The following is a 19,725-nucleotide window of genomic DNA, read 5'->3' as shown; positions in this document are numbered from 1 at the left end:
ATTTTGATCCAGAGTAGATAGCATTTTTCTGTAGGTTGCACTCCCTCACATTTTTTCTGGTTGCACCTTTAAAAACTGTTAACTACCGCAGAGAAAAAGTTTTCGCTATTTTTACCACTCATCTCATTCGCATCACCTTTATTAACATTTCATTCATTTTCAAGCTTGCAAACCAAGTCACATTTAACACGGTTGCACAAAGTTGCAACATAGTGGATATTTCTCGGTAACTATCAGACCCGTATTTCAGTACAACAGGAGTAAACGGCATGGGAACCACCACGATGGGGGTTAAGCTTGACGACGCCACACGCGAACGTATTAAAACAGCAGCATCACGAATCGATCGCACCCCGCACTGGCTAATCAAACAGGCTATCTTTAATTATCTCGAAAGACTGGAAAACGACGATGCGCTTCCTGAGCTACCCGCCCTGCTGGCGGGCGCAGCGAATGAGAGCGAAGAATCCGTCGCGCATCAGAATGAAACGCATCAGCCTTTCCTCGAGTTTGCCGAGCAGATCCTGCCTCAGTCTGTTTCTCGTGCGGCAATCACCGCCGCGTATCGCCGCGCTGAAACCGACGCAGTTCCTATGCTGATGGAGCAGGCTCGCCTGCCTCAGCCGATCGCTGAACAAGCGCATAAGCTGGCGTACCAACTCGCCGAAAAACTGCGTAACCAGAAAACGGCCAGCGGTCGTGCCGGAATGGTACAGAGTTTATTGCAGGAGTTTTCTCTTTCCTCCCAGGAAGGTGTCGCGCTGATGTGTCTGGCGGAAGCCCTGCTGCGTATTCCCGACAAAGCCACACGTGATGCGCTCATCCGCGACAAAATCAGCAACGGTAACTGGCAGTCGCACATCGGACGCAGCCCATCTCTGTTCGTTAATGCGGCCACCTGGGGGCTGTTGTTCACCGGTCGTCTGGTCTCCACACATAACGAAGCCAGCCTCTCGCGCTCGCTGAACCGCATTATCGGCAAGAGCGGAGAACCGCTGATCCGTAAAGGCGTGGATATGGCAATGCGCCTGATGGGCGAGCAGTTTGTCACCGGCGAAACCATCGCCGAGGCGCTGGCTAACGCGCGTAAACTGGAAGAGAAAGGGTTCCGCTACTCCTACGACATGCTGGGCGAAGCGGCGCTGACTGCCGCCGATGCACAGGCCTATATGGTCTCTTACCAGCAGGCGATCCACGCTATTGGTAAAGCGTCTAACGGACGCGGCATTTATGAAGGGCCGGGGATCTCCATCAAACTCTCGGCGCTACACCCACGCTATAGCCGCGCACAGTATGACCGTGTGATGGATGAGCTGTATCCGCGCCTGAAGTCGCTCACCCTACTGGCGCGTCAGTACGATATCGGTATCAATATTGACGCCGAAGAAGCCGATCGTCTGGAAATCTCCCTCGATCTGCTGGAAAAACTTTGCTTTGAACCTGAACTGGCAGGCTGGAATGGTATTGGATTTGTTATCCAGGCCTATCAGAAGCGCTGCCCGTATGTGATCGATTATCTGGTTGATCTGGCAACACGCAGCCGCCGTCGCCTGATGATCCGTCTGGTTAAAGGCGCATACTGGGACAGCGAGATCAAACGTGCCCAGATGGACGGGCTGGAAGGTTATCCGGTCTACACCCGCAAGGTTTACACCGACGTTTCTTATCTGGCTTGCGCCAAAAAACTGCTCGCCGTACCAAACCTGATCTATCCGCAATTCGCCACGCACAATGCCCATACGCTGGCGGCGATTTATCAGCTGGCGGGTCAAAACTACTACCCAGGGCAGTACGAATTCCAGTGCCTGCATGGTATGGGTGAGCCACTGTACGAGCAGGTCACCGGCAAAGTAGCAGACGGTAAACTGAATCGTCCCTGCCGTATTTATGCCCCCGTAGGCACACATGAAACCCTGCTGGCGTACCTGGTGCGCCGTTTGCTGGAAAACGGGGCGAACACGTCGTTCGTTAACCGTATTGCAGATACCACACTGCCGTTGGATGAACTGGTTGCCGACCCGGTTGAAGCCGTTGAAAAAATGGCGCAGCAGGAAGGCCAGGCAGGTCTGCCGCATCCGAAGATTGCGCTACCGCGCGACCTGTATGGTAAAGGACGCGATAACTCCGGCGGGCTGGATCTGGCTAACGAACACCGTCTGGCCTCACTCTCCTCTGCCCTGCTCAATAGCGCCCTGCAAAAATGGCAGGCCAAACCGATACTGGAGCATCCGGTCGCTGACGGCGAAATGACGCCCGTCATCAACCCTGCCGAACCTAAAGATATTGTTGGCTATGTGCGCGAAGCCTCTTCTGTTGAAGTGGAACAGGCATTACAGAATGCGGTAAATAATGCCCCGATCTGGTTCGCCACGCCGCCGCAGGAACGTGCTGCCATTCTGCATCGCGCCGCCATCCTGATGGAAGGTCAGATGCAGCAGTTGATTGGTATTCTGGTACGTGAAGCCGGGAAAACCTTTAGCAACGCCATTGCCGAAGTGCGCGAAGCGGTAGACTTCCTGCACTATTACGCCGGACAAGTACGCGATGATTTCGATAACGAGACCCATCGTCCGTTAGGCCCGGTCGTCTGTATCAGCCCGTGGAACTTCCCGCTGGCGATTTTCACCGGACAGATTGCCGCCGCGCTGGCTGCGGGCAACAGCGTACTGGCGAAACCGGCAGAACAGACCCCGCTGATTGCCGCTCAGGGCATCGCGATTTTGCTGGAAGCCGGGGTACCCCCGGGCGTGGTGCAACTGTTACCCGGTCAGGGTGAAACCGTCGGCGCACAACTCACCTCCGACGAACGCGTTCGCGGTGTGATGTTCACCGGTTCAACGGAAGTCGCCACGCTGTTACAACGCAATATTGCCACGCGTCTTGATGCCCAGGGTCGCCCGATCCCACTCGTGGCAGAAACGGGCGGGATGAATGCGATGATCGTGGACTCCTCTGCGCTGACGGAACAGGTTGTGGTGGATGTTCTGGCCTCTGCCTTTGATAGCGCCGGACAGCGTTGCTCGGCTCTGCGCGTTCTGTGCCTGCAGGATGACATCGCCGATCACACGCTGAAAATGCTGCGTGGCGCGATGGCGGAATGCCGCATGGGCAACCCGGGTCGCCTGACCACCGATATTGGACCGGTGATTGATGAAGAAGCCAAAACCAATATTGAGCGTCATATCCAGACCATGCGTGCTAAAGGCCGTCCGGTATTCCAGGCGGTGCGTGAAAACAGTGACGATGCCCGTGAATGGCAAACCGGAACCTTTGTTCCCCCAACGCTTATCGAGCTTGAGAGCTTCGATGAATTGCAAAAAGAGGTGTTCGGTCCGGTACTGCACGTGGTGCGCTACACCCGCAATAACCTGGGTAATCTGATTGAACAAATCAATGCTTCTGGCTACGGCCTGACGCTGGGTGTGCACACCCGCATTGATGAAACCATCGCCCAGGTCACGGGTACGGCACATGTCGGCAACCTGTACGTCAACCGTAATATGGTCGGCGCCGTGGTAGGCGTACAGCCTTTCGGTGGCGAAGGCTTATCCGGAACCGGTCCAAAAGCAGGCGGTCCTCTCTACCTGTATCGTCTGCTGGCCAACCGCCCGGAAAATGCGCTGGGCGTAACGCTTGCCCGCCAGGATGCAGACTATCCTGTCGATGCACAGCTCAAGTCGGCGCTGATTCAGCCCCTCGAGGCGCTCACTGAATGGGCCGTCGATCGCCCGTCACTGCACGCGCTTTGTCTGCAATTTGCTGAACTGGCGCAGGCCGGAACCCAGCGTCTGCTGCCAGGCCCTACCGGGGAGCGTAATACCTGGACGCTCCTGCCGCGCGAACGCGTACTGTGTATTGCCGATGACGAGCAGGATGCGCTGGTGCAGGTTGCCGCTGTAGCGTCCGTTGGCAGTTTAATCCTGTGGCCGGATGATGCATTCCACAGTGAACTGGCAAAACGCCTGCCTACGGCGCTCACCGGACGCATTCAGTTTGCCAAAGCGGAAAACATCACCGCTCAGCCGTTCGATGCTGTTATTTTCCACGGCGATTCCGACCAGCTGCGCGCATTATGTGAAGCCGTTGCCGCACGGGATGGCGCGATTGTCTCGGTACAAGGATTTGCCCGCGGCGAGAGCAACATTCTCTTGGAGAGGTTGTACATTGAACGCTCCCTGAGCGTTAACACCGCCGCTGCCGGAGGCAACGCCAGCCTGATGACAATCGGCTAAGGCTGTGGTTAATTAAGGCTCCGGTTACGGGGCCTTTTTTTATGGAGCCAGAGGGAAACATGAAACGAATAATACTGACATGTGCAGCACTGCTGCTCAGCAGCCAGGCGCTGGCGGAAGATTGCGCCAATGCCAACACCCAAATCGAAATGAACACCTGTGCTGCCGGGCAGTACAAAGTGGCTGACGCGAAACTGAATGAGACGTATCAGAATGCGCTGCAACGCGCGGCGCCCGCCCAACGAGATCTCCTGAAACAGGCACAAGTCGCGTGGATCACCCTGCGCGATGCTGACTGCGCGTTAATCAGTTCGGGTACCGAAGGCGGCAGCATGCAGTCGATGATTTCCAGCCAGTGCCTGATGGATAAAACCCACGAGCGTGAAGCGTTTCTCGCCTCGCTTCTCCAGTGTGAAGAGGGCGATGTCAGTTGCCCACTACCTCCGGCGAATTAACGTACGCGGATCCCTTCAATAATCATCCGCTGGACGCTCTCAACCGTTTGGTTAAAAAAGGCTTCATCTCGCAGCGTTGCGCCCGTTACCGCCTCGACCTGCGGGGCAAAATCCGCGTAATGCTGCGTTGAAGCCCATATCATGAAAATCAGATGATGCGGATCAACCGGCGCCAGTTTCCCACTCTTTATCCATCCCGCAATCAGCGCAGATTTCTCATCAATCAGCGTCTTAAGATCGCCCGTTAACTCTGCCATCAGCAGCGGCGCGCCCGCCAGCATCTCCATACAAAACAGCCGGGAGGCCTGAGGGTAATCGCGGGAAACCTCCAGTTTGAGGCGGATATACTCTTTGATTGCCACCAGCGGTGCAAAATCTTCACGAAATGCTTTGAGCGGCGCCAGCCAGATATCGAGGATCTGGCGCAGAACGGCAATGTAAAGCACCTCTTTTGACGGGTAGTAATAGAGTAGATTGGTTTTAGACACCCCCGCCATCTCCGCAACCTGCTCCAGGCGAGTTCCGTGGATCCCATATTGGGAAAAGATGTTTAATGCCGCGGTTAAAATGGCCTGGCGTTTCGCACTGACAGCCTGCGAACGTTTACCGGTTTTTTTCTCTGCGCGTTGAGCCATGCGCCCTCTCCTTGTTTTGAGGGCGTCAGCATAACAAATCACACGGTGAATGGTTAAATTAAAGCGACTCCGGTGGCGCGTCTTGCGGTACCGGCTTTTTCTTTTTGAACTTCAGTTCGCTGACCAGGACGCCCACGATAATGAACGCGGCCCCCAGCAGAGCAAGCAACGGTAAACGCTCGCCGGCAAGCCGACCAAAGATCCCTGCCCACACCGGCTCGCCGGTATAAATGACCGTCGCGCGCGTTGGAGAAACGCTGCGCTGAGCCCAGTTCATCGTAACCTGAATAATGGCGCTGAAAATACCCAGTCCTAACGCCACGACCAGCAACCCTGTCGACATGGGCGGTACAGACTCTCCTGCCGGGGCCATGGCAATAAATGCCACCACGGATGCCGTCGCCAGTTGCACTACCGTGACCCGACGGACATCGACTTTTCCTGCCCACGCGCTAATCAGAATAATTTCTGCCGCAATAGCGACTGCGCTGGCGAGCGTGATCCATTCGCCGGTGCCGAGCGCAAGTAAATTGCCACCGGGCCCGGCAAGAAAAACCAGCCCGATAAAGGCCAGCACAATACCCACGCACGGCATTAGCCCAGGCATACGTCCCAGACACAGCCACTGCAAAAGGGGGACCAGCGGCACATACATGGCAGTAATAAATGCAGACTTACTGCTGGGAATAAACTGTAGCCCCCAGGTTTGCAGACTATAACCCAGCGCAATGGAGATCCCGATCGCCACGCCGGCTTTCACTTCCAACCATGTTAGGCCGCATAGCGTATGTAACGACAGTACCGCCACGGCAAGCGCCGCTGTCGCAAAGCGCACACCGACAAAGAAAAAAGGGCCACTCAGCGTTACCGCATATTGTACCGCCAGAAAGGTTCCACCCCAGAACATGGTGATCACAATAAGGATCGCCTCCTGGGGTTTAACAGAGAAGGAATAACGAGAAAGTAATGACATGCGACACCCGATTAACTGAATGTCATTAGTCTGCGTTGCGTTTTGTTACAGTTCAACCTTGCAGACAAAAAAAACCGCCGGTGTCACCCGGCGGCGGTGGCGACGTAACGTCTGACGCTGTACGCCCAGCCGTCACGTTAGATCTAACAGACAGCCCGACAATTACGATTTGTTATTGCCGTGACTATTTTTGCCCCCTTTTTTGCCTGCTTCTGAAGCGCGTTGCGGGTCATTCTTGAAGTTTCCCCCGCTGTGCTGGCCACCTTTTCGACCTGCTTCTGATGCTCTTTCACGGTCTTCCGCAAAGTTGCCGGAACCGCCTCGATGGTTTGCCATTACTGACCTCCGTCATTGATTAGACATCATATTGCATAGGTACTGAGGTGTGATACCTCGCGCAGCGTTTGGGCGATGCCCTGGTTTTCACTGCGTGGGATTAAGCATAGTGAAGACTGGCCTCTCGGCGCGCTCACTGTAATATCCTGCAACAGGATCGGGAGCATCACATAAATAATCACACCGTGAAATCAATAAGCCTTTCTTATGACTGCTAAATTCTGCCTGATTAAAAATGTATCATTTTGCAACAAAAACAATTGTTATAAAAATTGTTATAAATCAAAGAAATGATTGTGAAATTTGCACTCCTGGCAGTACGTCATATCTTTAAAGGTAGGTAGCGAATCGCTACGGACACCGTTAACTCAAGGAGTAGTGCAAAATGGCAAAAGTTCTGGTGCTTTATTATTCCATGTACGGACACATTGAAACCATGGCCCATGCAGTCGCAGAAGGCGCACAGAAAGTGGCTGGCGCAGAGGTTATCATTAAGCGCGTGCCAGAAACGATGCAGCCAGAGATCTTCGCGAAGGCGGGGGGCAAAACGCAAAACGCACCAGTCGCAACCCCACAGGAACTGGCTGATTACGACGCTATCATTTTCGGTACCCCCACACGCTTTGGCAATATGTCCGGTCAAATGCGGACCTTCCTGGATCAGACCGGTGGGCTGTGGGCTTCTGGCGGCCTGTACGGCAAACTCGCCAGCGTATTCAGCTCGACGGGAACCGGCGGCGGCCAGGAACAAACCATCACATCAACCTGGACCACCCTTGCCCACCACGGGATGGTCATTGTTCCTATTGGTTATGCAGCACAAGAACTGTTTGATGTCTCACAGGTTCGCGGCGGTACACCGTACGGCGCAACCACGATTGCCGGAGGCGATGGCTCTCGCCAGCCAAGCCAGGAAGAATTGTCTATTGCCCGCTATCAGGGTGAATATGTCGCAGGTCTGGCAGTAAAACTCAACGGCTAATCTTCAACAGGAGGATTCGAATGCCAACTCAAGAAGCGAAAGCCCATCGCGTCGGCGAATGGGCAAGTCTGCGCAATACATCGCCGGAAATAGCCGAAGCCATTTTTGAAGTCGCCCATTATGACGAGAAACTGGCAGAGAAAATTTGGGAAGAAGGGAGTGACGAAGTGCTTATCAAAGCCTTTGAGAAAACCGACAAAGATTCACTCTATTGGGGTGAACAAACTATCGAACGTAAAAACGTCTAGCGTTCTGACTCCCCCGCGACTGCACGGGGGAGTTTTCTTTTACTTAGCCGCCTGATTCAACACGCTATCGAATTGATCAATAGGGCAAAATCCATTCGCGTCTATCGGACACCCTTTCAGCTCCAGGGTCACACGCTGTGCGGGTGCTTTCAGCGTCAGAACCTCGGCATTACGCAACTGCTGCGAGCTCTGATACACATACTCAATTTTCATCAGATCACGGTTAGTGTTGCTGTCATGCCAACGCTGGAAGACGATCTTCCCGCCAATCGGCGTGCGCTCATTCTGGTCATGTAGCTGGTAGGGTTTGAAATCCAGCGCCGTCAGCAGCGAGGCAATGTTCGAGTCATGCCCCACCAGCACGGTGATCTTCGGTGCCTTCGCCCGCTCCGTCACCAGGGCATTGTCGATATATTTCACCAGCGGTTTGGCAACGTTCTGCGCCACTTCCGGGGAGGTAAACAGACTGTCCTGATACCCATTTTTCAGCTTCGACAAGACTTTCCACTGCTGATCGGATTTAATCTCACCCCAGGCAACGTCATCCATCGGGAAGCCTTCGTAATATTGCAGAGTGAACGCATCCACCAGCGAGTTACCCACTTTCAGCGGTCCCGATACGCCAGGCTCCTGTTGATACTTCGCGCTAAACGTGTCTTTGGCATCGGTCAGGGAACATTGCTGTTTTTCTTTGCAGGATGGGGAATCTTTGTAATTTGTCATTTGCTCAAGCAGCTGATAGCTGTCGTTGAGCTGCATTTTGCTGCGCTCTTTTTCCATCGCCTGAACGGCCTGCTGGCTAAAGGCCGTCGAATCATCCGTGATCACCGGATTGAACGTTGGATCCATGGTGCCCATTTTTTCCTGATGATGTACCGGAATATCGCATCCCGGAAAAGCGCCAGTCACGAAGAACTGCGCCGTGGCGACCGTACGCTGGAGGCTGTTGGCATAGGTATACACCGTTTCAGGCGGTGGACATTCACCTGACTTCACCATCCCCTGCTCTGCCAGCCATTCACGCATGTAATGGCCCATATAAATTTCCAGCACCCCGCCTTTGGTGGTGAGTTGCCCACCAGGGACATCCCATTCCGGCCATTGCTTTGGCGTTGATTGTTCAAGAACGCTGCCGTTATTGGCTAAAGGTGCACGTAAGTTATGTCGGCTCATCATCAATACTTGCTGCAGCTGATAGCCATCCGGCGCTGTCTGCGCCTGTGCGGCGGATGACAGCAACACCGCCCCCGCTACCGCTGCGGCAATTAACGATTTTTTCATCCCTACGACCTCTTGTTGTTATTCATTCTCATAGAGTGTGACAGAAATATGACATTTTTCCGGGAACGCATTCGCAAAACAGGCGATCTATCGTGCCGCTTTAATGCCAAACTCCGTCTGGAGTTTGCGAATACCCAACGGCGTAAAGGTGACCCGACGGCTCCCGACCTCCGTTTTAATCCACCGTTGGCCGATAAACCAGGTTAAAAGCGTTGCCCCGAGCACCCCACCGGGATGGTAACGTCGCTCACTCCAGTCCAGGCAGCCACAACTGAATTTTCGTCGGGATACGCCAGAGGGGAAGACAATCCCCATTCCCGCCAGCTTTTCTTGTCCAGAATCGGTTAGCGTTTCGCCATCCGCCGTTAGCCATTGCCGTGATACCAGCGTATCGAACAACATCACCGCAACTTCTCCGGCAAGATGGTCATAGCAGGTTCGGGCATGTCGTAAACCGGGCGGTGTGGAGATTTTCCTGGGCGGAGGTACGGCCCATGCTACGCCCATCAGGCGCTCCAGCAGTTCAGCGATATCCGTCCCCGCCAGACGAAAATAACGATGCCGTCCCTGAGCAAGCGCAATCACGAAACGCTGTTCGCACAGACGAGCCAGATGAGCGCTGGCGGTAGAGGCTGACACATCCGCCACTGCGCTAAGTTCAGTCGCAGTCCAGGCCCGGCCATCCATCAGGGCACACAGCATGCGCGAACGTGATTTATCCGCCATGACCGCTGCGGTTAACGCCATTCGCGATTCCAGTTCATCGTCTTCATTATTGAGCATCAGTGATGTCATCACTCCCCCTCCGCCACGGGTTATCGGGAATAACGATGCCATGAAACAACCGTTAAGTCATCGCGCATATCACGCCGCGCGTAGCATCATTTCCGCGCCGAGCCCCACCAGGCATAGCAGAAAACAGCGTTTAAATACCAAAGGCGAAATCAGTCGCCGCACATGGGTGCCAATCCATTGACCCATTAATGCAGGAACGATGGCAAAAGCGGATACGGTTAGCGACTGGACGGGTAGCGCATTGTGCCACCACAGCCCAAGCGCGAGCGCCAGCGTCGAAAACGTAAACGAGATCCCGAGCGCCTGCACCAACTCATCTTTTTCAAACCCTAAAGACTGGATCCACGGGACTGCAGGCATAACAAATACGCCTGTGCCACCGGTCAATAAGCCGGTGATAAAGCCAATGATAAGCGAGAGCGGTTTTTCACGCCGCGGATCCACCGGGATCTTTTTCCCCGCCAGCGTCCAGATGGCGTACGCGACCAGCGCCACGCCAAGCGCAAACTGCGTGCGTGTCGTATCGCCTCCGGTGATCCAGACGCTGGCAAGCAGGGTCGCAATCACCACTGTCAACAACATCGGCCAAAGCCGTTTCAGTAATGTGCGGGTATTTCCGCCGCCGCCAAACTGAAACACATTGCTGATCAGGGAGGGGAGCAGCAGCATGGCCGCTGCTGCAACCGGTGAGATAATCGATCCGAGTATCCCCATCGCAACAGTCGGCAATCCCATCCCGGTGACACCTTTCACCATACCTGCCAGGACAAACGTTGCCGCAATCATCATCACCAGAGAAGGTTCAAACGCTAATGAACTCGCCATGCTGCACTTTCCTGAAAAAGAGAAGATGCTCCATTCTGGAGACTCATGAGCGGACTTGCTTCGCCGGGCAACGAAATATGCCTTCTTCTTTTCCTGGTCACACCATAAAAAATGCCGGGTTTCCCCGGCATGCTGTTCAGAACGTTTTTGCCCACCACAACCGAAGCTTCATGCCCCAGTAGCTGGTCCAGCCGCTGGTGGTGGAAACCACCTCTCCTTTTGAGATAACCACAATCGTCGGTGTGACGCTGATTTCCCAACTGCGGGAGATTGCGCCATCGGCATCATTGATGACCGGAAACGCCACGCCCTTGCGCGATAACCAGCGTGAAACCTCCGCTTCATTGCCGGAGCGGAGTGCAACCGTCATGACGTTTTCGCCCTCGCCGCGTAATCTGGCGACCTCAGGCGTCGTGAATCGACAAACGCCGCACCAACTGGCCCAGAAATAGAGCAGTACGGGCTCCTCATGACTGAGCGCCGCCAGTGTGACGGTTTCACCATCCAGCGTCTGCAACGGCGTGCTGTCAAATGAGGCGGGAAGTTGAGGCGCTCGCCAGGCGTCCATCAGCAACATCACTCCGGCCAGCAGCACCAGTAAGATGAGGCCTTCGCGCAACCAACGCCGCAGCTTACTGACCATTGGCGACCGCCAGTTTTTCTTTGACGACCTCTTCCAGCGTTTCCCAGGAGACCGCCCCCGGTATCAGCTCATCGCCAATAATTGTCGCGGGGGTCCCCTGTACCCCGACCAGCCGCGCCAGTTGCAGGTTAGTACTCAGCGTTTCCTGGCTTTGCTCATCCAGCGTTACCGGGCTGGCCGCAGCCTTTTCCTGCGCCTGTTTGATACTCACGTCGGTATGGTAACCCTTCTTCTGCATCAGCTTTTCATGCAGAGCCAGAAACTGCTCAGGATGCTGGCGCCAGGTCGTCAGTACCGTTCGTGCCGACAGCACCGAAGTTTCACCTTTAAACGGTAACGGTTTAATGACCACCGCGACATCCGGGTACTTTTGCACAATTTTTTCCAGCATAGGGTCGAGTTGCTTACAGTACGGACAGTTGTAGTCGGTAAAATTAATCAGCGTCAGTTTCGCATTCTTCGCGCCAATGCGGGGGCTATTGGGATCATTAAACAAGGCTTCCTGAATGAGCGCTTCAATTTGCTTTTCCTGCTCCGGGGTAAACGGCGCAGGCGCTTTTGCCGTACTTACGGCTGAAAACAGGGTTAACAACAGAACGATCAGGATTTTCATGGTTTCGCTCCTTGGGCATCCACCAGCGTTTGTAACACCGCATCGCGGGTTAGCAGCGTTGGTAACGCCTGACCTTCCGGCAAACCGGGGCCATAAATTTGATTAAACGGCACAGCAACCTGGCCGCGTTTTTTCAAAAATTCGCTAATGTCAGCCGAGGGCAGCGTCCAGTCCCCCCGCAGCGCCACGACATCGGGCTGTTGCAGAGCGGCCTGCACATCATCTTTTTGCAATACGTTGTATTTATTTACTTTACAGGTGATACACCAGTCGGCGGTCACATCGATGAAGACGCGCTTGTTTTGAGCCAGGGCATTGTCGATGGCCTGCTCACTCAGCGGTTGCCAGTTCACGCTCTCTTTGATGGCGCTGTTCGTGGAGAACCCCAAATGCGGTAGCAGCAAGGTCGCCAGCCAGATAGCCGAACCGAGCATCATCACGCCGAGAAGATACCGTAGGGTATTCATCCAACGTCCCGGGCGTGGCAGACGCAGAGCCAGACCCGGGCGCAGTGCCACCAGCAGCCAGGGCACGCTCATCCCCAGTCCAAGCGCGAGAAAAAGCCCCCAAAGCGTTGGCAGTGAAGCCGTCAGCGCCACCGCGACTGCCGTCCCCAGAAAAGGCGCGCTGCACGGTGTCGCAAGCAGCGTCGCAAATGCGCCTTGCCAGAAATGCCCGGCCAGCCCATGACCACCGTGAGTCGCCAGCGTGGTCGTCATCGATGACGGAAGACGGAATTCAAACATCCCAAACAGGCTGGCGCTAAAAATCAGCATCACCAGTGTCATCACGCCGATAAACCACGGACTCTGGAACTGAATCCCCCAACCGAGCGCCTGATGGGTCATACGCAATACCGTCATCAGTAACGCCATCGCCATAAAAGAAACCAGAATGCCGGCTACCGATGCCAGAAACTGGCGGCGGATCTGATGACGATTTTTCTCCTCGACGAGTAAAATCGAGCCGAGTTTCATGCCTAACACCGGGAGCACACAGGGCATCAGATTCAGGATAAGCCCGCCCAGCAGCGCCATTAAAACAACCTGCCATAATGGAAACGCAGCGCTTTCCGGTGCCGGAGCCTCACCAATCATCAACCGGCTTTCTTGCGCAACCCCGTTATCAACCAGGACCAGCGTCAGCGACTGACCGCGTAAGTCAGGTGCCCCTTCTCCCCAACTGTCGTGAACGGGGATCGTCGCCTGTAGTTTTTCTCCGACCACACGGATGTGTGGCTTACCGAAATCCGCCTCATCAACCGTATCCAGATACAGTTCAGGCGCAGACCAGCCTCCCGCACGATATGCATCGACAACCAGTTCTCCGGCGCGCGCGCCGACACTGAGCGACTCCGTCAGCCCAGTGGCAAGGGGGATTTGCCCCATCGCCTGAGCATAGTCATGCGCAAACGTCGGTTCCTGAACGGTAGGCGTCACGGAAAATGGATAGTCCGTCAGCAGACAGACATTGCTGCAGGTCGAGAGCGTCAGTACGCCGGTAAACACGTCTGGCGGTGTATCGCGAACAACCATCGGGAATGTCACCTTATCGTGATACCCCTGGGTGGTGATATTCGCGACGTCAAAGCGCGCTGGCGTTGGCCAGAACCAGTCCACGGTGGGCTTTTCACCTTTCCAGGCGATTGAAGGCGCCACACCCCCCTCACCCGGCGAGCGCCAGTAGGTTTTCCAGCCATCTTCCAGTTTCACATCCAGCAGTAGCCGGGTTTCACCGTCAGCAGAGGTATCGGCGCGTAAGCGAACGCTGGCGTGGTCGTTATCGGGTGAACGTAGCCAGCCGATATCAGCCGCCCAGGAGACGGGCAGCCATAGCAATAACAGACAGAACAGCGCCTGCCTGAGCACAGTCATCATATTTTTTCTCCGTGAATAATTATCTAACAGTCAGCAACGGCTGGTCTGTCATTCACGGAAGACGCAAAACCTGAGATGAACCCTAAGCGTGGGCGGCGAGATAGCGCGTGGGGGGAAGAAAGGCAGACGAAATGCCTGCACAGGCGCTAACAGCGACAAAAGCAGGCACAGCACCAGAATGGCACCTTCAAACAGCACGGGAGGTGAAGCCAGTAATGACTTCGCACTCAGTTCACAGGGAGTGACGGGCGAGGATTCATCAGTCTCCGTTTGCACGCTCGCAACGACAGCCGTGGCAACGGTGTTCATCTGCAACGCATGCAGACCCGCCATGCGCTGTGCGGTGCAAACCATCACCACAACACATGCCAGGCAGAGGAACCACCATCCCATCCGTTGACGTTTCGCCATTGTACCCTCACTGATTGACGCGAGTTATCTTAGCCGCTGACGGGGTTTTGGCAACCTTTGCGCTGTAAAGTTATGTCGGTCCGGCAAGGTCAGCGGTCATTTTTACCTGAGTGTAGCGGCAAAAAATGCACATATATTATCGAAATCACTCTTACCTGATAATAAATAGCCTGGCTAATAAGATCCCCTTGAAAATATAACAGACGTTATCACTCATTATTTTCGAAACGTTCCCGAGGAAATTTAATACCAGGCGTTCCAATCCCGGTAAAAATGGCGTTATGCGTTGCTATGCGTAAATGAAAGTAAGGAGCGAAGCATTTTTAGCTGAAAATCGTATTATAGGGAAACATATTGGATGTTTTATCCATTATAAAAACACTTTGTTTATAATATGTTATTTAGAGTATATGGAAATGAAAAAATATTTACTCCCCCTGATTGGATTACTTTTTACCGTGAGTGCCCAGGCAGCCACTTTTACCGAGGGTAAAGAATATATCTCCCTTGAAAAACCAGTACCGTCAGCCCCTGCCGCGGTGAAATTTTTCTCATTTTACTGCCCTTCTTGTTATCAGTATGACGAAGTCTTCAAAGTGACTGATAACGTGGAAAAAGTCTTACCTGCTGACGTCAAACTCACTGAATATCACGTTGATTTTCTCGGTCCACTGGGACAAGACCTGACTCATGCCTGGTCAGTCGCCTTACTGTTGAACGTTGAGAATAAAGTGAAGCCTTTACTGTTTGATGCAGTTCAGAAACAACAGACTATTAAAACCACCGGGGATATTCGTGACCTGTTTATCCGCGCCGGTGTCAGCGCGAGTGATTATGATGCCGCATGGAATAGTTTTGCGGTGAAATCACTGACAGCCAAACAACAAGACCTGGCCAAAGCGGTAGATTTACAAGGCGTCCCTGCAATTTTCATCAAGGGTAAATATATGATTAACCCTAAAGGGCTAAATTCCGACAGCGTTAACGCTTTTGTACAGAACTACGCTGAGACCGTGCAGTTCCTTATTTCCAAACCCTGATTTCCAGTCGATACGTATATCGCCCCCAACATGTTCTGTTCCTGTTGGGGGCTCCCGCTGACTTTCGCTCTTCTCCGGCCGCCTCTCTTTACGCATCAGAGTTGGCATTCGCCCTCATCAGGATTACCCTAAACTTAACGGTGATGCCTTTATTGAGGGGTCTCCTTCTTAATGTGTTGATTTACATGAGAGAACGCTATGGAATTAAAGGATTATTACGCCATCATGGGCGTAAAACCGACAGACGATCTCAAGACAATCAAGACCGCCTATCGTCGGCTTGCCCGCAAATACCATCCCGATGTCAGCAAAGAGTCTGACGCTGAAGCCCGTTTTAAAGAAGTTGCTGAAGCATGGGAAGTCCTCAGCGATGAGCAGCGCCGGGCTGAATACGATCAGTTGTGGCAACACCGCAATGATCCGCAGTTCAACCGTCAATTCCAGCAAGGTGAAAACCAGAGCTACAATACCGAAGATTTTGACGATATTTTCTCCTCTATTTTCGGTCAGCATGCGCATCAGTCGCGACAGCGCCATGCCAGTCGCGGACATGATATTGAAATTGAAGTCGCCGTTTTCCTCGAAGAAACGCTCACTGAGCACACCCGTACAATCAGTTATAACCTGCCGGTCTACAACGTGTTTGGCATGGTCGAGCGGGAAACACCCAAAACATTGAACGTGAAAATTCCGGCCGGTGTAGGTAACGGTCAGCGCATTCGCGTAAAAGGCCAGGGTACGCCGGGTGAAAATGGCGGCCCTAACGGAGATTTGTGGTTGGTCATTCATATCGCGCCACATCCGTTGTTTGATATCGTCAATCAGGATCTGGAAATTGTTGTTCCCCTTGCACCATGGGAAGCCGCACTGGGCGCAAAAGTGACTGTCCCCACCCTCAAAGAGAGCATCCTGTTGACGATCCCCCCGGGCAGCCAGGCCGGACAGCGATTACGTATTAAGGGCAAGGGTCTGGTCAGTAAAAAACAGACCGGCGATCTGTATGCGGTGATCAAAATCGTCATGCCGCCGAAACCTGACGACAACAGCACTGCATTGTGGCAACAACTGGCGGATGCGCAGAAGTCCTTTGATCCGCGCAAAGAGTGGGGGAAAGCATAATGGCTAACGTTACCGTCACCTTTACCATTACCGAGTTTTGTCTGCATACCGGCGTATCGGAAGAAGAGCTTAACGAGATTGTCGGTTTGGGGGTAATAGAACCCCGCGAAGACGACGCCGCCCACTGGCAGTTTGACGATCGCGCCTTAAACGTCGTGAAGCGCGCGTTACGCCTGCGTCAGGAACTGGAACTGGATTGGCCAGGAATAGCCGTTGCGCTGACGTTGCTTGAAGAGAACGCGCAATTGCGTCATGAAAATCGCCTGCTGCGACAGCGCCTGTCTCGCTTTATCGCTCATCCGTAACGTCGTTATCTTCCCACATAAAGGGGTGGCATCACGCTCCCCCTTTTTCGGGTATCAGGGCGACCCGCCTTAATGACATTCACCGACAGATCGCATACATTCTGAGATAAGAATTATCTTAAATCATAAGACGTTAAACCATGCAGCTAAAGCCACTGACCAAAGGCCGCTTTCATAATATCTGGCAGCAGGACGATGCGTTTATCGAGAAGACATTCCGCGAGCTGCTCTCAGAAACGCAGCTCATCCAGGAAGATGAGTATCTCTACCATCAGGGACAGGTTGTTGACCGTTTAATCATGGTGCAGTCCGGAAGGATTTCTCTGCGTTACAGTGCGGAGAATGGTCGCCGTTTTCAACTGGGCGCGATGGAGTGCGATGAACAACTGTTTGGTGAAATGGAGTTTTTTACAGGCTATCGCTGCCAGCTTGATATCGTGGCCGAAGAACCCCTCACTGTTGCGATATGCAGTTGCGAGCGACTGGAAGAGGCGCTGAATCAGCACCCCAGACTGGCCATATTCTTTGCCAGTGCGATGGCGGTAGATTATCAGGATATGCTGGAAATATTCCTGCACCGTATGCTTTATCCGATTGTGCATAATGTCGCATACGATCTGTATCGCCAACATCAGAACAAGCAACCCATGGACGGTTTCAGTAAAAAGTATCAGGAAGCGGAGCGGTTCGGCACCACCGATCGGGTCTACCGGCGGGCGGTTAAAGCGCTCACCGATGCAGGGCTGGTAACACGTACAAAGCAAGGGCTGGAAATTAAAGATCTGGATGGGCTACGCAAATTCCTCGGAAATGACATTATTGACTGACACACCAGCACGAAGAGCCCCGCTGGTGTGTCGTCTGAAGTGATTAAAACTTATACGTCAGACTAAAATAGTGGCCAAGACCCGTTGTGCGCCCTGCCCCACCGTGGTTTTCCATCAAGGCCATATTGCGGAAATACTTCAGTCCGTAACCCACTGCATAGTGCTCTGAATGCCAGTAAATTCCGTTGTACCATTCAATGGCGTTATTGCTGTATAGCGCCTGATCGGCGATTTTGTTGGCGGCAAACTGGTAATCAAAATACCCCTGATAGTTTAAATAACTGCCATTGGCGAAGTGATAAAAGGGCGTTGACCAGTTCGTCGAAAACATATAGCCATCCCATTTACCTTCGTTATCTGCGCCATAGTTTTCGCGCACGTAGTGGGCATAGAGGTTCATTCCAACCATACCAAACCACGGCACCTTCACATCGGTTCCCAGACCAACATAGTGTTCAAATAACTCCCGATCACCCATGTTATTCACCGTGGCGATGTAAAACTCATTAAACGGTCCAACGGAGAGATCTTTATTAAAGATGGCATCCAGTGAAAACCTTGGCGATATTTTGGCAAAAAAGTTATCACCACCATGACGATCGTCCTGCTTACTGTCAAATACGTCAAAAAAATCGACATAACCATACAGATCGACAATGCCAGAACGGGCACCAAATTCCAGTTCAAGATAAGTGTCATTACGAATACCATAAGGCAGTTTCGCATCAACACTTTGCATTAAATTCATCTGCATCCAGTTAAAATTATTTTTCCGAATATTGCCATCAACATAATCAGCCGCCGTGGCATACGCGCTGCCCAAACCAATAACAGTACCCAGAATCAGTTTTTTAATCATTGATATATTTTTCTTCAACATGTTCCATTCCTTTGAGCAAGGGTGCACACCGCCCCATCAATAATGACGTGACGATGGGATTTATAATTAAAAGAGGTAAGCGTTTATCTGAATTAATTGCGTTTCAGCTTCAGCGTGCCCAATAGCATGATAAAGATAACCAGATATAATACCGGTATTGCATACATAATTTTCTGCAATCCCATTGTCTTTTCCATTAGCGCACTGATTGCCGGGCTAAACATCGCACCCGCACTGCCGCTAATTAAAATATATGAAACGTTCTGGCTACTCGCACGCTTAACGAAAGAAACCCCGTATGCAATAAATGAGTTATACAGCGCTGCGCAAACAAATCCGTAACTGTATGCCAGATAGTCGAGACCAGAAATATTCTCTTTGGTGACAATAATGGTGGTGATAACACACGCCAGCAGAATAATACTCAACAGGAAATAATGTATTTTTACCCTGGCGACAATAACCGTTGAGACTAACGCACCCACCAGTGCCGCCCCCCAGTACTGGGTGATAATATTACCGGCCTCTTCAAAGGGAATACCAAATTTGTTCTTAACAAATAAAGGTGCCCAGGTCAGGAAGGTATACAACGCGAGCATACCTAAAAACAGGCCAACGCCACCGCTGATAATCCCTGGATTCCATTCCGATCTCACCGCTTCTGACTGATCCGACGCGGGTGACGCTTCACAGACGGTAAAGCGGGTCAATGCCACTATTCCCAGCGTGATTAGAGCCACCATACCGACACTCAGGTAGCTATAACTCCACGACATGTTGTGCGTCAGCGCGAAAGTCGTGATCAGCGGGAAAACGACCCCGGCGACGTTGAACGTAGCGTCCTGAACCACCAGCATCGTACTCTGAATACGATCCTGCCAGACCGAAACCACGATCGTTCCCGCCACGCACAGACCAATCCCGCCGCAAAACCCGACTAACGTCATCGCAACCATCACCGGCCATAAGCCGTGACTGACATGCATCGCCAGAGCACAGAGGAAAACGATCGAATAGATAATTAACGTCATTCGCTTTACGCCGATTTTTTCAATCAGGAAAAACGCGGCGATAGTACCCGCCAATGCACCTCCATTCAGTAACGAGAAGATAGAGGCCACTGCGTTCACATCAGCGTTGTAACGTACTGCAATCGGTTCAATCAGCATTCCAAACTGACTGGCAAACCCTGCCATAATAAAATTTGCCAGAAAACTAATCAGTGTAAGTGCTATTTTATTCTTCATA

General features: G+C 52.8%; 20 protein-coding genes. 8 read left to right on the top strand and 12 right to left on the bottom strand.

The features are described 5' to 3' along the window. The first annotated feature begins 269 nt into the window (after positions 1-269). Both putA and N7268_RS17945 read left to right on the top strand, forming a co-directional pair. Positions 270-4,232, top strand: coding sequence for a trifunctional transcriptional regulator/proline dehydrogenase/L-glutamate gamma-semialdehyde dehydrogenase (putA, locus tag N7268_RS17950; RefSeq protein ID WP_260863933.1), 3,963 nt, complete (start codon positions 270-272; stop codon positions 4,230-4,232). A gap of 59 nt (positions 4,233-4,291) precedes the next feature. After that, positions 4,292-4,687, top strand: coding sequence for a lysozyme inhibitor LprI family protein (locus tag N7268_RS17945; protein WP_260863932.1), 396 nt, complete (start codon positions 4,292-4,294; stop codon positions 4,685-4,687). Here N7268_RS17945 and rutR read toward each other — a convergent pair. From rutR to N7268_RS17930, 3 genes are all read right to left on the bottom strand, one after another. Continuing rightward, complete coding sequence (gene rutR, locus N7268_RS17940) at positions 4,684-5,322, bottom strand: HTH-type transcriptional regulator RutR (RefSeq protein ID WP_260863931.1); 639 nt, start codon at positions 5,320-5,322, stop codon at positions 4,684-4,686. The two genes, N7268_RS17945 and rutR, sit on opposite strands and share 4 nt — an antisense overlap. Positions 5,323-5,380: 58 nt before the next feature. Next, positions 5,381-6,295, bottom strand: coding sequence for a DMT family transporter (locus N7268_RS17935; RefSeq protein ID WP_260863930.1), 915 nt, complete (start codon positions 6,293-6,295; stop codon positions 5,381-5,383). A gap of 162 nt (positions 6,296-6,457) precedes the next feature. Further along, positions 6,458-6,631 carry a general stress protein gene (locus N7268_RS17930; RefSeq protein ID WP_003036022.1) on the bottom strand — a complete coding sequence of 58 codons (174 nt, stop codon included), beginning with the start codon at positions 6,629-6,631 and terminating at the stop codon, positions 6,458-6,460. A gap of 385 nt (positions 6,632-7,016) precedes the next feature. On the opposite strand from N7268_RS17930, the gene wrbA reads away from it, so the two are divergent. Together wrbA and N7268_RS17920 are read left to right on the top strand one after the other, a co-directional pair. Continuing rightward, positions 7,017-7,613 (top strand): NAD(P)H:quinone oxidoreductase, encoded by a 597-nt coding sequence (gene wrbA, locus N7268_RS17925; protein WP_198903657.1) that lies wholly within the window; start codon positions 7,017-7,019, stop codon positions 7,611-7,613. 20 nt (positions 7,614-7,633) lie between these two features. Further along, a complete protein-coding gene (locus tag N7268_RS17920; protein ID WP_198903656.1) occupies positions 7,634-7,861 on the top strand; it encodes a YccJ family protein in 228 nt (75 codons plus the stop codon). 39 nt (positions 7,862-7,900) lie between these two features. On the opposite strand, the gene agp is transcribed toward N7268_RS17920, so the two are convergent. From agp to N7268_RS17885, 7 genes are all read right to left on the bottom strand, one after another. Next, positions 7,901-9,142 (bottom strand): bifunctional glucose-1-phosphatase/inositol phosphatase, encoded by a 1,242-nt coding sequence (agp, locus tag N7268_RS17915; RefSeq protein ID WP_260863929.1) that lies wholly within the window; start codon positions 9,140-9,142, stop codon positions 7,901-7,903. An 87-nt stretch (positions 9,143-9,229) separates the two neighbouring features. Further along, a complete protein-coding gene (locus N7268_RS17910) occupies positions 9,230-9,937 on the bottom strand; it encodes an ArsR/SmtB family transcription factor (RefSeq protein ID WP_260863928.1) in 708 nt (235 codons plus the stop codon). Positions 9,938-10,006: 69 nt separating this feature from the next. Then, entirely contained in the window at positions 10,007-10,762 is a 756-nt protein-coding gene (locus tag N7268_RS17905) for a sulfite exporter TauE/SafE family protein (protein ID WP_260863927.1), read from the bottom strand. A 136-nt stretch (positions 10,763-10,898) separates the two neighbouring features. Beyond that, complete coding sequence (locus tag N7268_RS17900) at positions 10,899-11,405, bottom strand: protein disulfide oxidoreductase (RefSeq protein WP_260863926.1); 507 nt, start codon at positions 11,403-11,405, stop codon at positions 10,899-10,901. Continuing rightward, positions 11,395-12,018: a DsbA family protein gene (locus N7268_RS17895; RefSeq protein WP_260863925.1), complete on the bottom strand. Its 624-nt coding sequence runs from the start codon at positions 12,016-12,018 to the stop codon at positions 11,395-11,397. Before N7268_RS17895 ends, N7268_RS17900 begins: the two co-directional genes overlap by 11 nt. After that, the gene (locus N7268_RS17890) at positions 12,015-13,895 is read right to left on the bottom strand and encodes a protein-disulfide reductase DsbD family protein (RefSeq protein ID WP_260863924.1); all 1,881 of its coding nucleotides are present in this window, start codon (positions 13,893-13,895) and stop codon (positions 12,015-12,017) included. The genes N7268_RS17895 and N7268_RS17890 overlap by 4 nt, the downstream gene beginning before the upstream one ends. Positions 13,896-13,943: 48 nt before the next feature. Further along, positions 13,944-14,306 carry a copper resistance protein gene (locus tag N7268_RS17885; RefSeq protein ID WP_260863923.1) on the bottom strand — a complete coding sequence of 121 codons (363 nt, stop codon included), beginning with the start codon at positions 14,304-14,306 and terminating at the stop codon, positions 13,944-13,946. Positions 14,307-14,722: 416 nt separating this feature from the next. Here N7268_RS17885 and dsbA point away from each other — a divergent pair, with 416 nt between their 5' ends. The 4 genes from dsbA (at position 14,723) to N7268_RS17865 (ending at position 17,597) form a co-directional block, all read left to right on the top strand. Beyond that, positions 14,723-15,346: a thiol:disulfide interchange protein DsbA gene (dsbA, locus tag N7268_RS17880; protein ID WP_260864695.1), complete on the top strand. Its 624-nt coding sequence runs from the start codon at positions 14,723-14,725 to the stop codon at positions 15,344-15,346. Between the two features lie 198 nt (positions 15,347-15,544). Beyond that, positions 15,545-16,465 carry a curved DNA-binding protein gene (gene cbpA, locus N7268_RS17875; protein ID WP_260863922.1) on the top strand — a complete coding sequence of 307 codons (921 nt, stop codon included), beginning with the start codon at positions 15,545-15,547 and terminating at the stop codon, positions 16,463-16,465. Next, a complete protein-coding gene (cbpM, locus tag N7268_RS17870) occupies positions 16,465-16,770 on the top strand; it encodes a chaperone modulator CbpM (protein WP_260863921.1) in 306 nt (101 codons plus the stop codon). Before cbpA ends, cbpM begins: the two co-directional genes overlap by 1 nt. A gap of 140 nt (positions 16,771-16,910) precedes the next feature. Continuing rightward, positions 16,911-17,597: a Crp/Fnr family transcriptional regulator gene (locus N7268_RS17865; protein ID WP_260863920.1), complete on the top strand. Its 687-nt coding sequence runs from the start codon at positions 16,911-16,913 to the stop codon at positions 17,595-17,597. A gap of 43 nt (positions 17,598-17,640) precedes the next feature. Here the strand turns inward: N7268_RS17865 and N7268_RS17860 are convergent, their stop codons facing one another. Both N7268_RS17860 and tsgA read right to left on the bottom strand, forming a co-directional pair. Next, positions 17,641-18,477 carry an outer membrane protein OmpK gene (locus N7268_RS17860; RefSeq protein ID WP_260863919.1) on the bottom strand — a complete coding sequence of 279 codons (837 nt, stop codon included), beginning with the start codon at positions 18,475-18,477 and terminating at the stop codon, positions 17,641-17,643. A 92-nt stretch (positions 18,478-18,569) separates the two neighbouring features. Next, entirely contained in the window at positions 18,570-19,724 is a 1,155-nt protein-coding gene (gene tsgA, locus N7268_RS17855; RefSeq protein WP_260863918.1) for an MFS transporter TsgA, read from the bottom strand. Position 19,725 lies beyond the last annotated feature (1 nt).

Origin of the sequence: Citrobacter sp. Marseille-Q6884, assembly GCF_945906775.1 — a bacterium.
Taxonomy (GTDB): domain Bacteria; phylum Pseudomonadota; class Gammaproteobacteria; order Enterobacterales; family Enterobacteriaceae; genus Citrobacter.
Note: the sequence above shows the minus strand (reverse complement) of the source record. Positions and strands in the feature narration are given on the sequence as shown.

What these genes read in the sequence shown, in the direction of transcription:
- putA (WP_260863933.1), top strand. Translation starts at nt 270, where the DNA reads ATGGGAACCACCACGATGGGGGTTAAGCTTGACGACGCCACACGCGAA.
- N7268_RS17945 (WP_260863932.1), top strand. Translation starts at nt 4,292, where the DNA reads ATGAAACGAATAATACTGACATGTGCAGCACTGCTGCTCAGCAGCCAG.
- rutR (WP_260863931.1), bottom strand. Translation starts at nt 5,322, where the DNA reads ATGGCTCAACGCGCAGAGAAAAAAACCGGTAAACGTTCGCAGGCTGTC.
- N7268_RS17935 (WP_260863930.1), bottom strand. Translation starts at nt 6,295, where the DNA reads ATGTCATTACTTTCTCGTTATTCCTTCTCTGTTAAACCCCAGGAGGCG.
- N7268_RS17930 (WP_003036022.1), bottom strand. Translation starts at nt 6,631, where the DNA reads ATGGCAAACCATCGAGGCGGTTCCGGCAACTTTGCGGAAGACCGTGAA.
- wrbA (WP_198903657.1), top strand. Translation starts at nt 7,017, where the DNA reads ATGGCAAAAGTTCTGGTGCTTTATTATTCCATGTACGGACACATTGAA.
- N7268_RS17920 (WP_198903656.1), top strand. Translation starts at nt 7,634, where the DNA reads ATGCCAACTCAAGAAGCGAAAGCCCATCGCGTCGGCGAATGGGCAAGT.
- agp (WP_260863929.1), bottom strand. Translation starts at nt 9,142, where the DNA reads ATGAAAAAATCGTTAATTGCCGCAGCGGTAGCGGGGGCGGTGTTGCTG.
- N7268_RS17910 (WP_260863928.1), bottom strand. Translation starts at nt 9,937, where the DNA reads ATGACATCACTGATGCTCAATAATGAAGACGATGAACTGGAATCGCGA.
- N7268_RS17905 (WP_260863927.1), bottom strand. Translation starts at nt 10,762, where the DNA reads ATGGCGAGTTCATTAGCGTTTGAACCTTCTCTGGTGATGATGATTGCG.
- N7268_RS17900 (WP_260863926.1), bottom strand. Translation starts at nt 11,405, where the DNA reads ATGGTCAGTAAGCTGCGGCGTTGGTTGCGCGAAGGCCTCATCTTACTG.
- N7268_RS17895 (WP_260863925.1), bottom strand. Translation starts at nt 12,018, where the DNA reads ATGAAAATCCTGATCGTTCTGTTGTTAACCCTGTTTTCAGCCGTAAGT.
- N7268_RS17890 (WP_260863924.1), bottom strand. Translation starts at nt 13,895, where the DNA reads ATGATGACTGTGCTCAGGCAGGCGCTGTTCTGTCTGTTATTGCTATGG.
- N7268_RS17885 (WP_260863923.1), bottom strand. Translation starts at nt 14,306, where the DNA reads ATGGCGAAACGTCAACGGATGGGATGGTGGTTCCTCTGCCTGGCATGT.
- dsbA (WP_260864695.1), top strand. Translation starts at nt 14,723, where the DNA reads ATGAAAAAATATTTACTCCCCCTGATTGGATTACTTTTTACCGTGAGT.
- cbpA (WP_260863922.1), top strand. Translation starts at nt 15,545, where the DNA reads ATGGAATTAAAGGATTATTACGCCATCATGGGCGTAAAACCGACAGAC.
- cbpM (WP_260863921.1), top strand. Translation starts at nt 16,465, where the DNA reads ATGGCTAACGTTACCGTCACCTTTACCATTACCGAGTTTTGTCTGCAT.
- N7268_RS17865 (WP_260863920.1), top strand. Translation starts at nt 16,911, where the DNA reads ATGCAGCTAAAGCCACTGACCAAAGGCCGCTTTCATAATATCTGGCAG.
- N7268_RS17860 (WP_260863919.1), bottom strand. Translation starts at nt 18,477, where the DNA reads ATGTTGAAGAAAAATATATCAATGATTAAAAAACTGATTCTGGGTACT.
- tsgA (WP_260863918.1), bottom strand. Translation starts at nt 19,724, where the DNA reads ATGAAGAATAAAATAGCACTTACACTGATTAGTTTTCTGGCAAATTTT.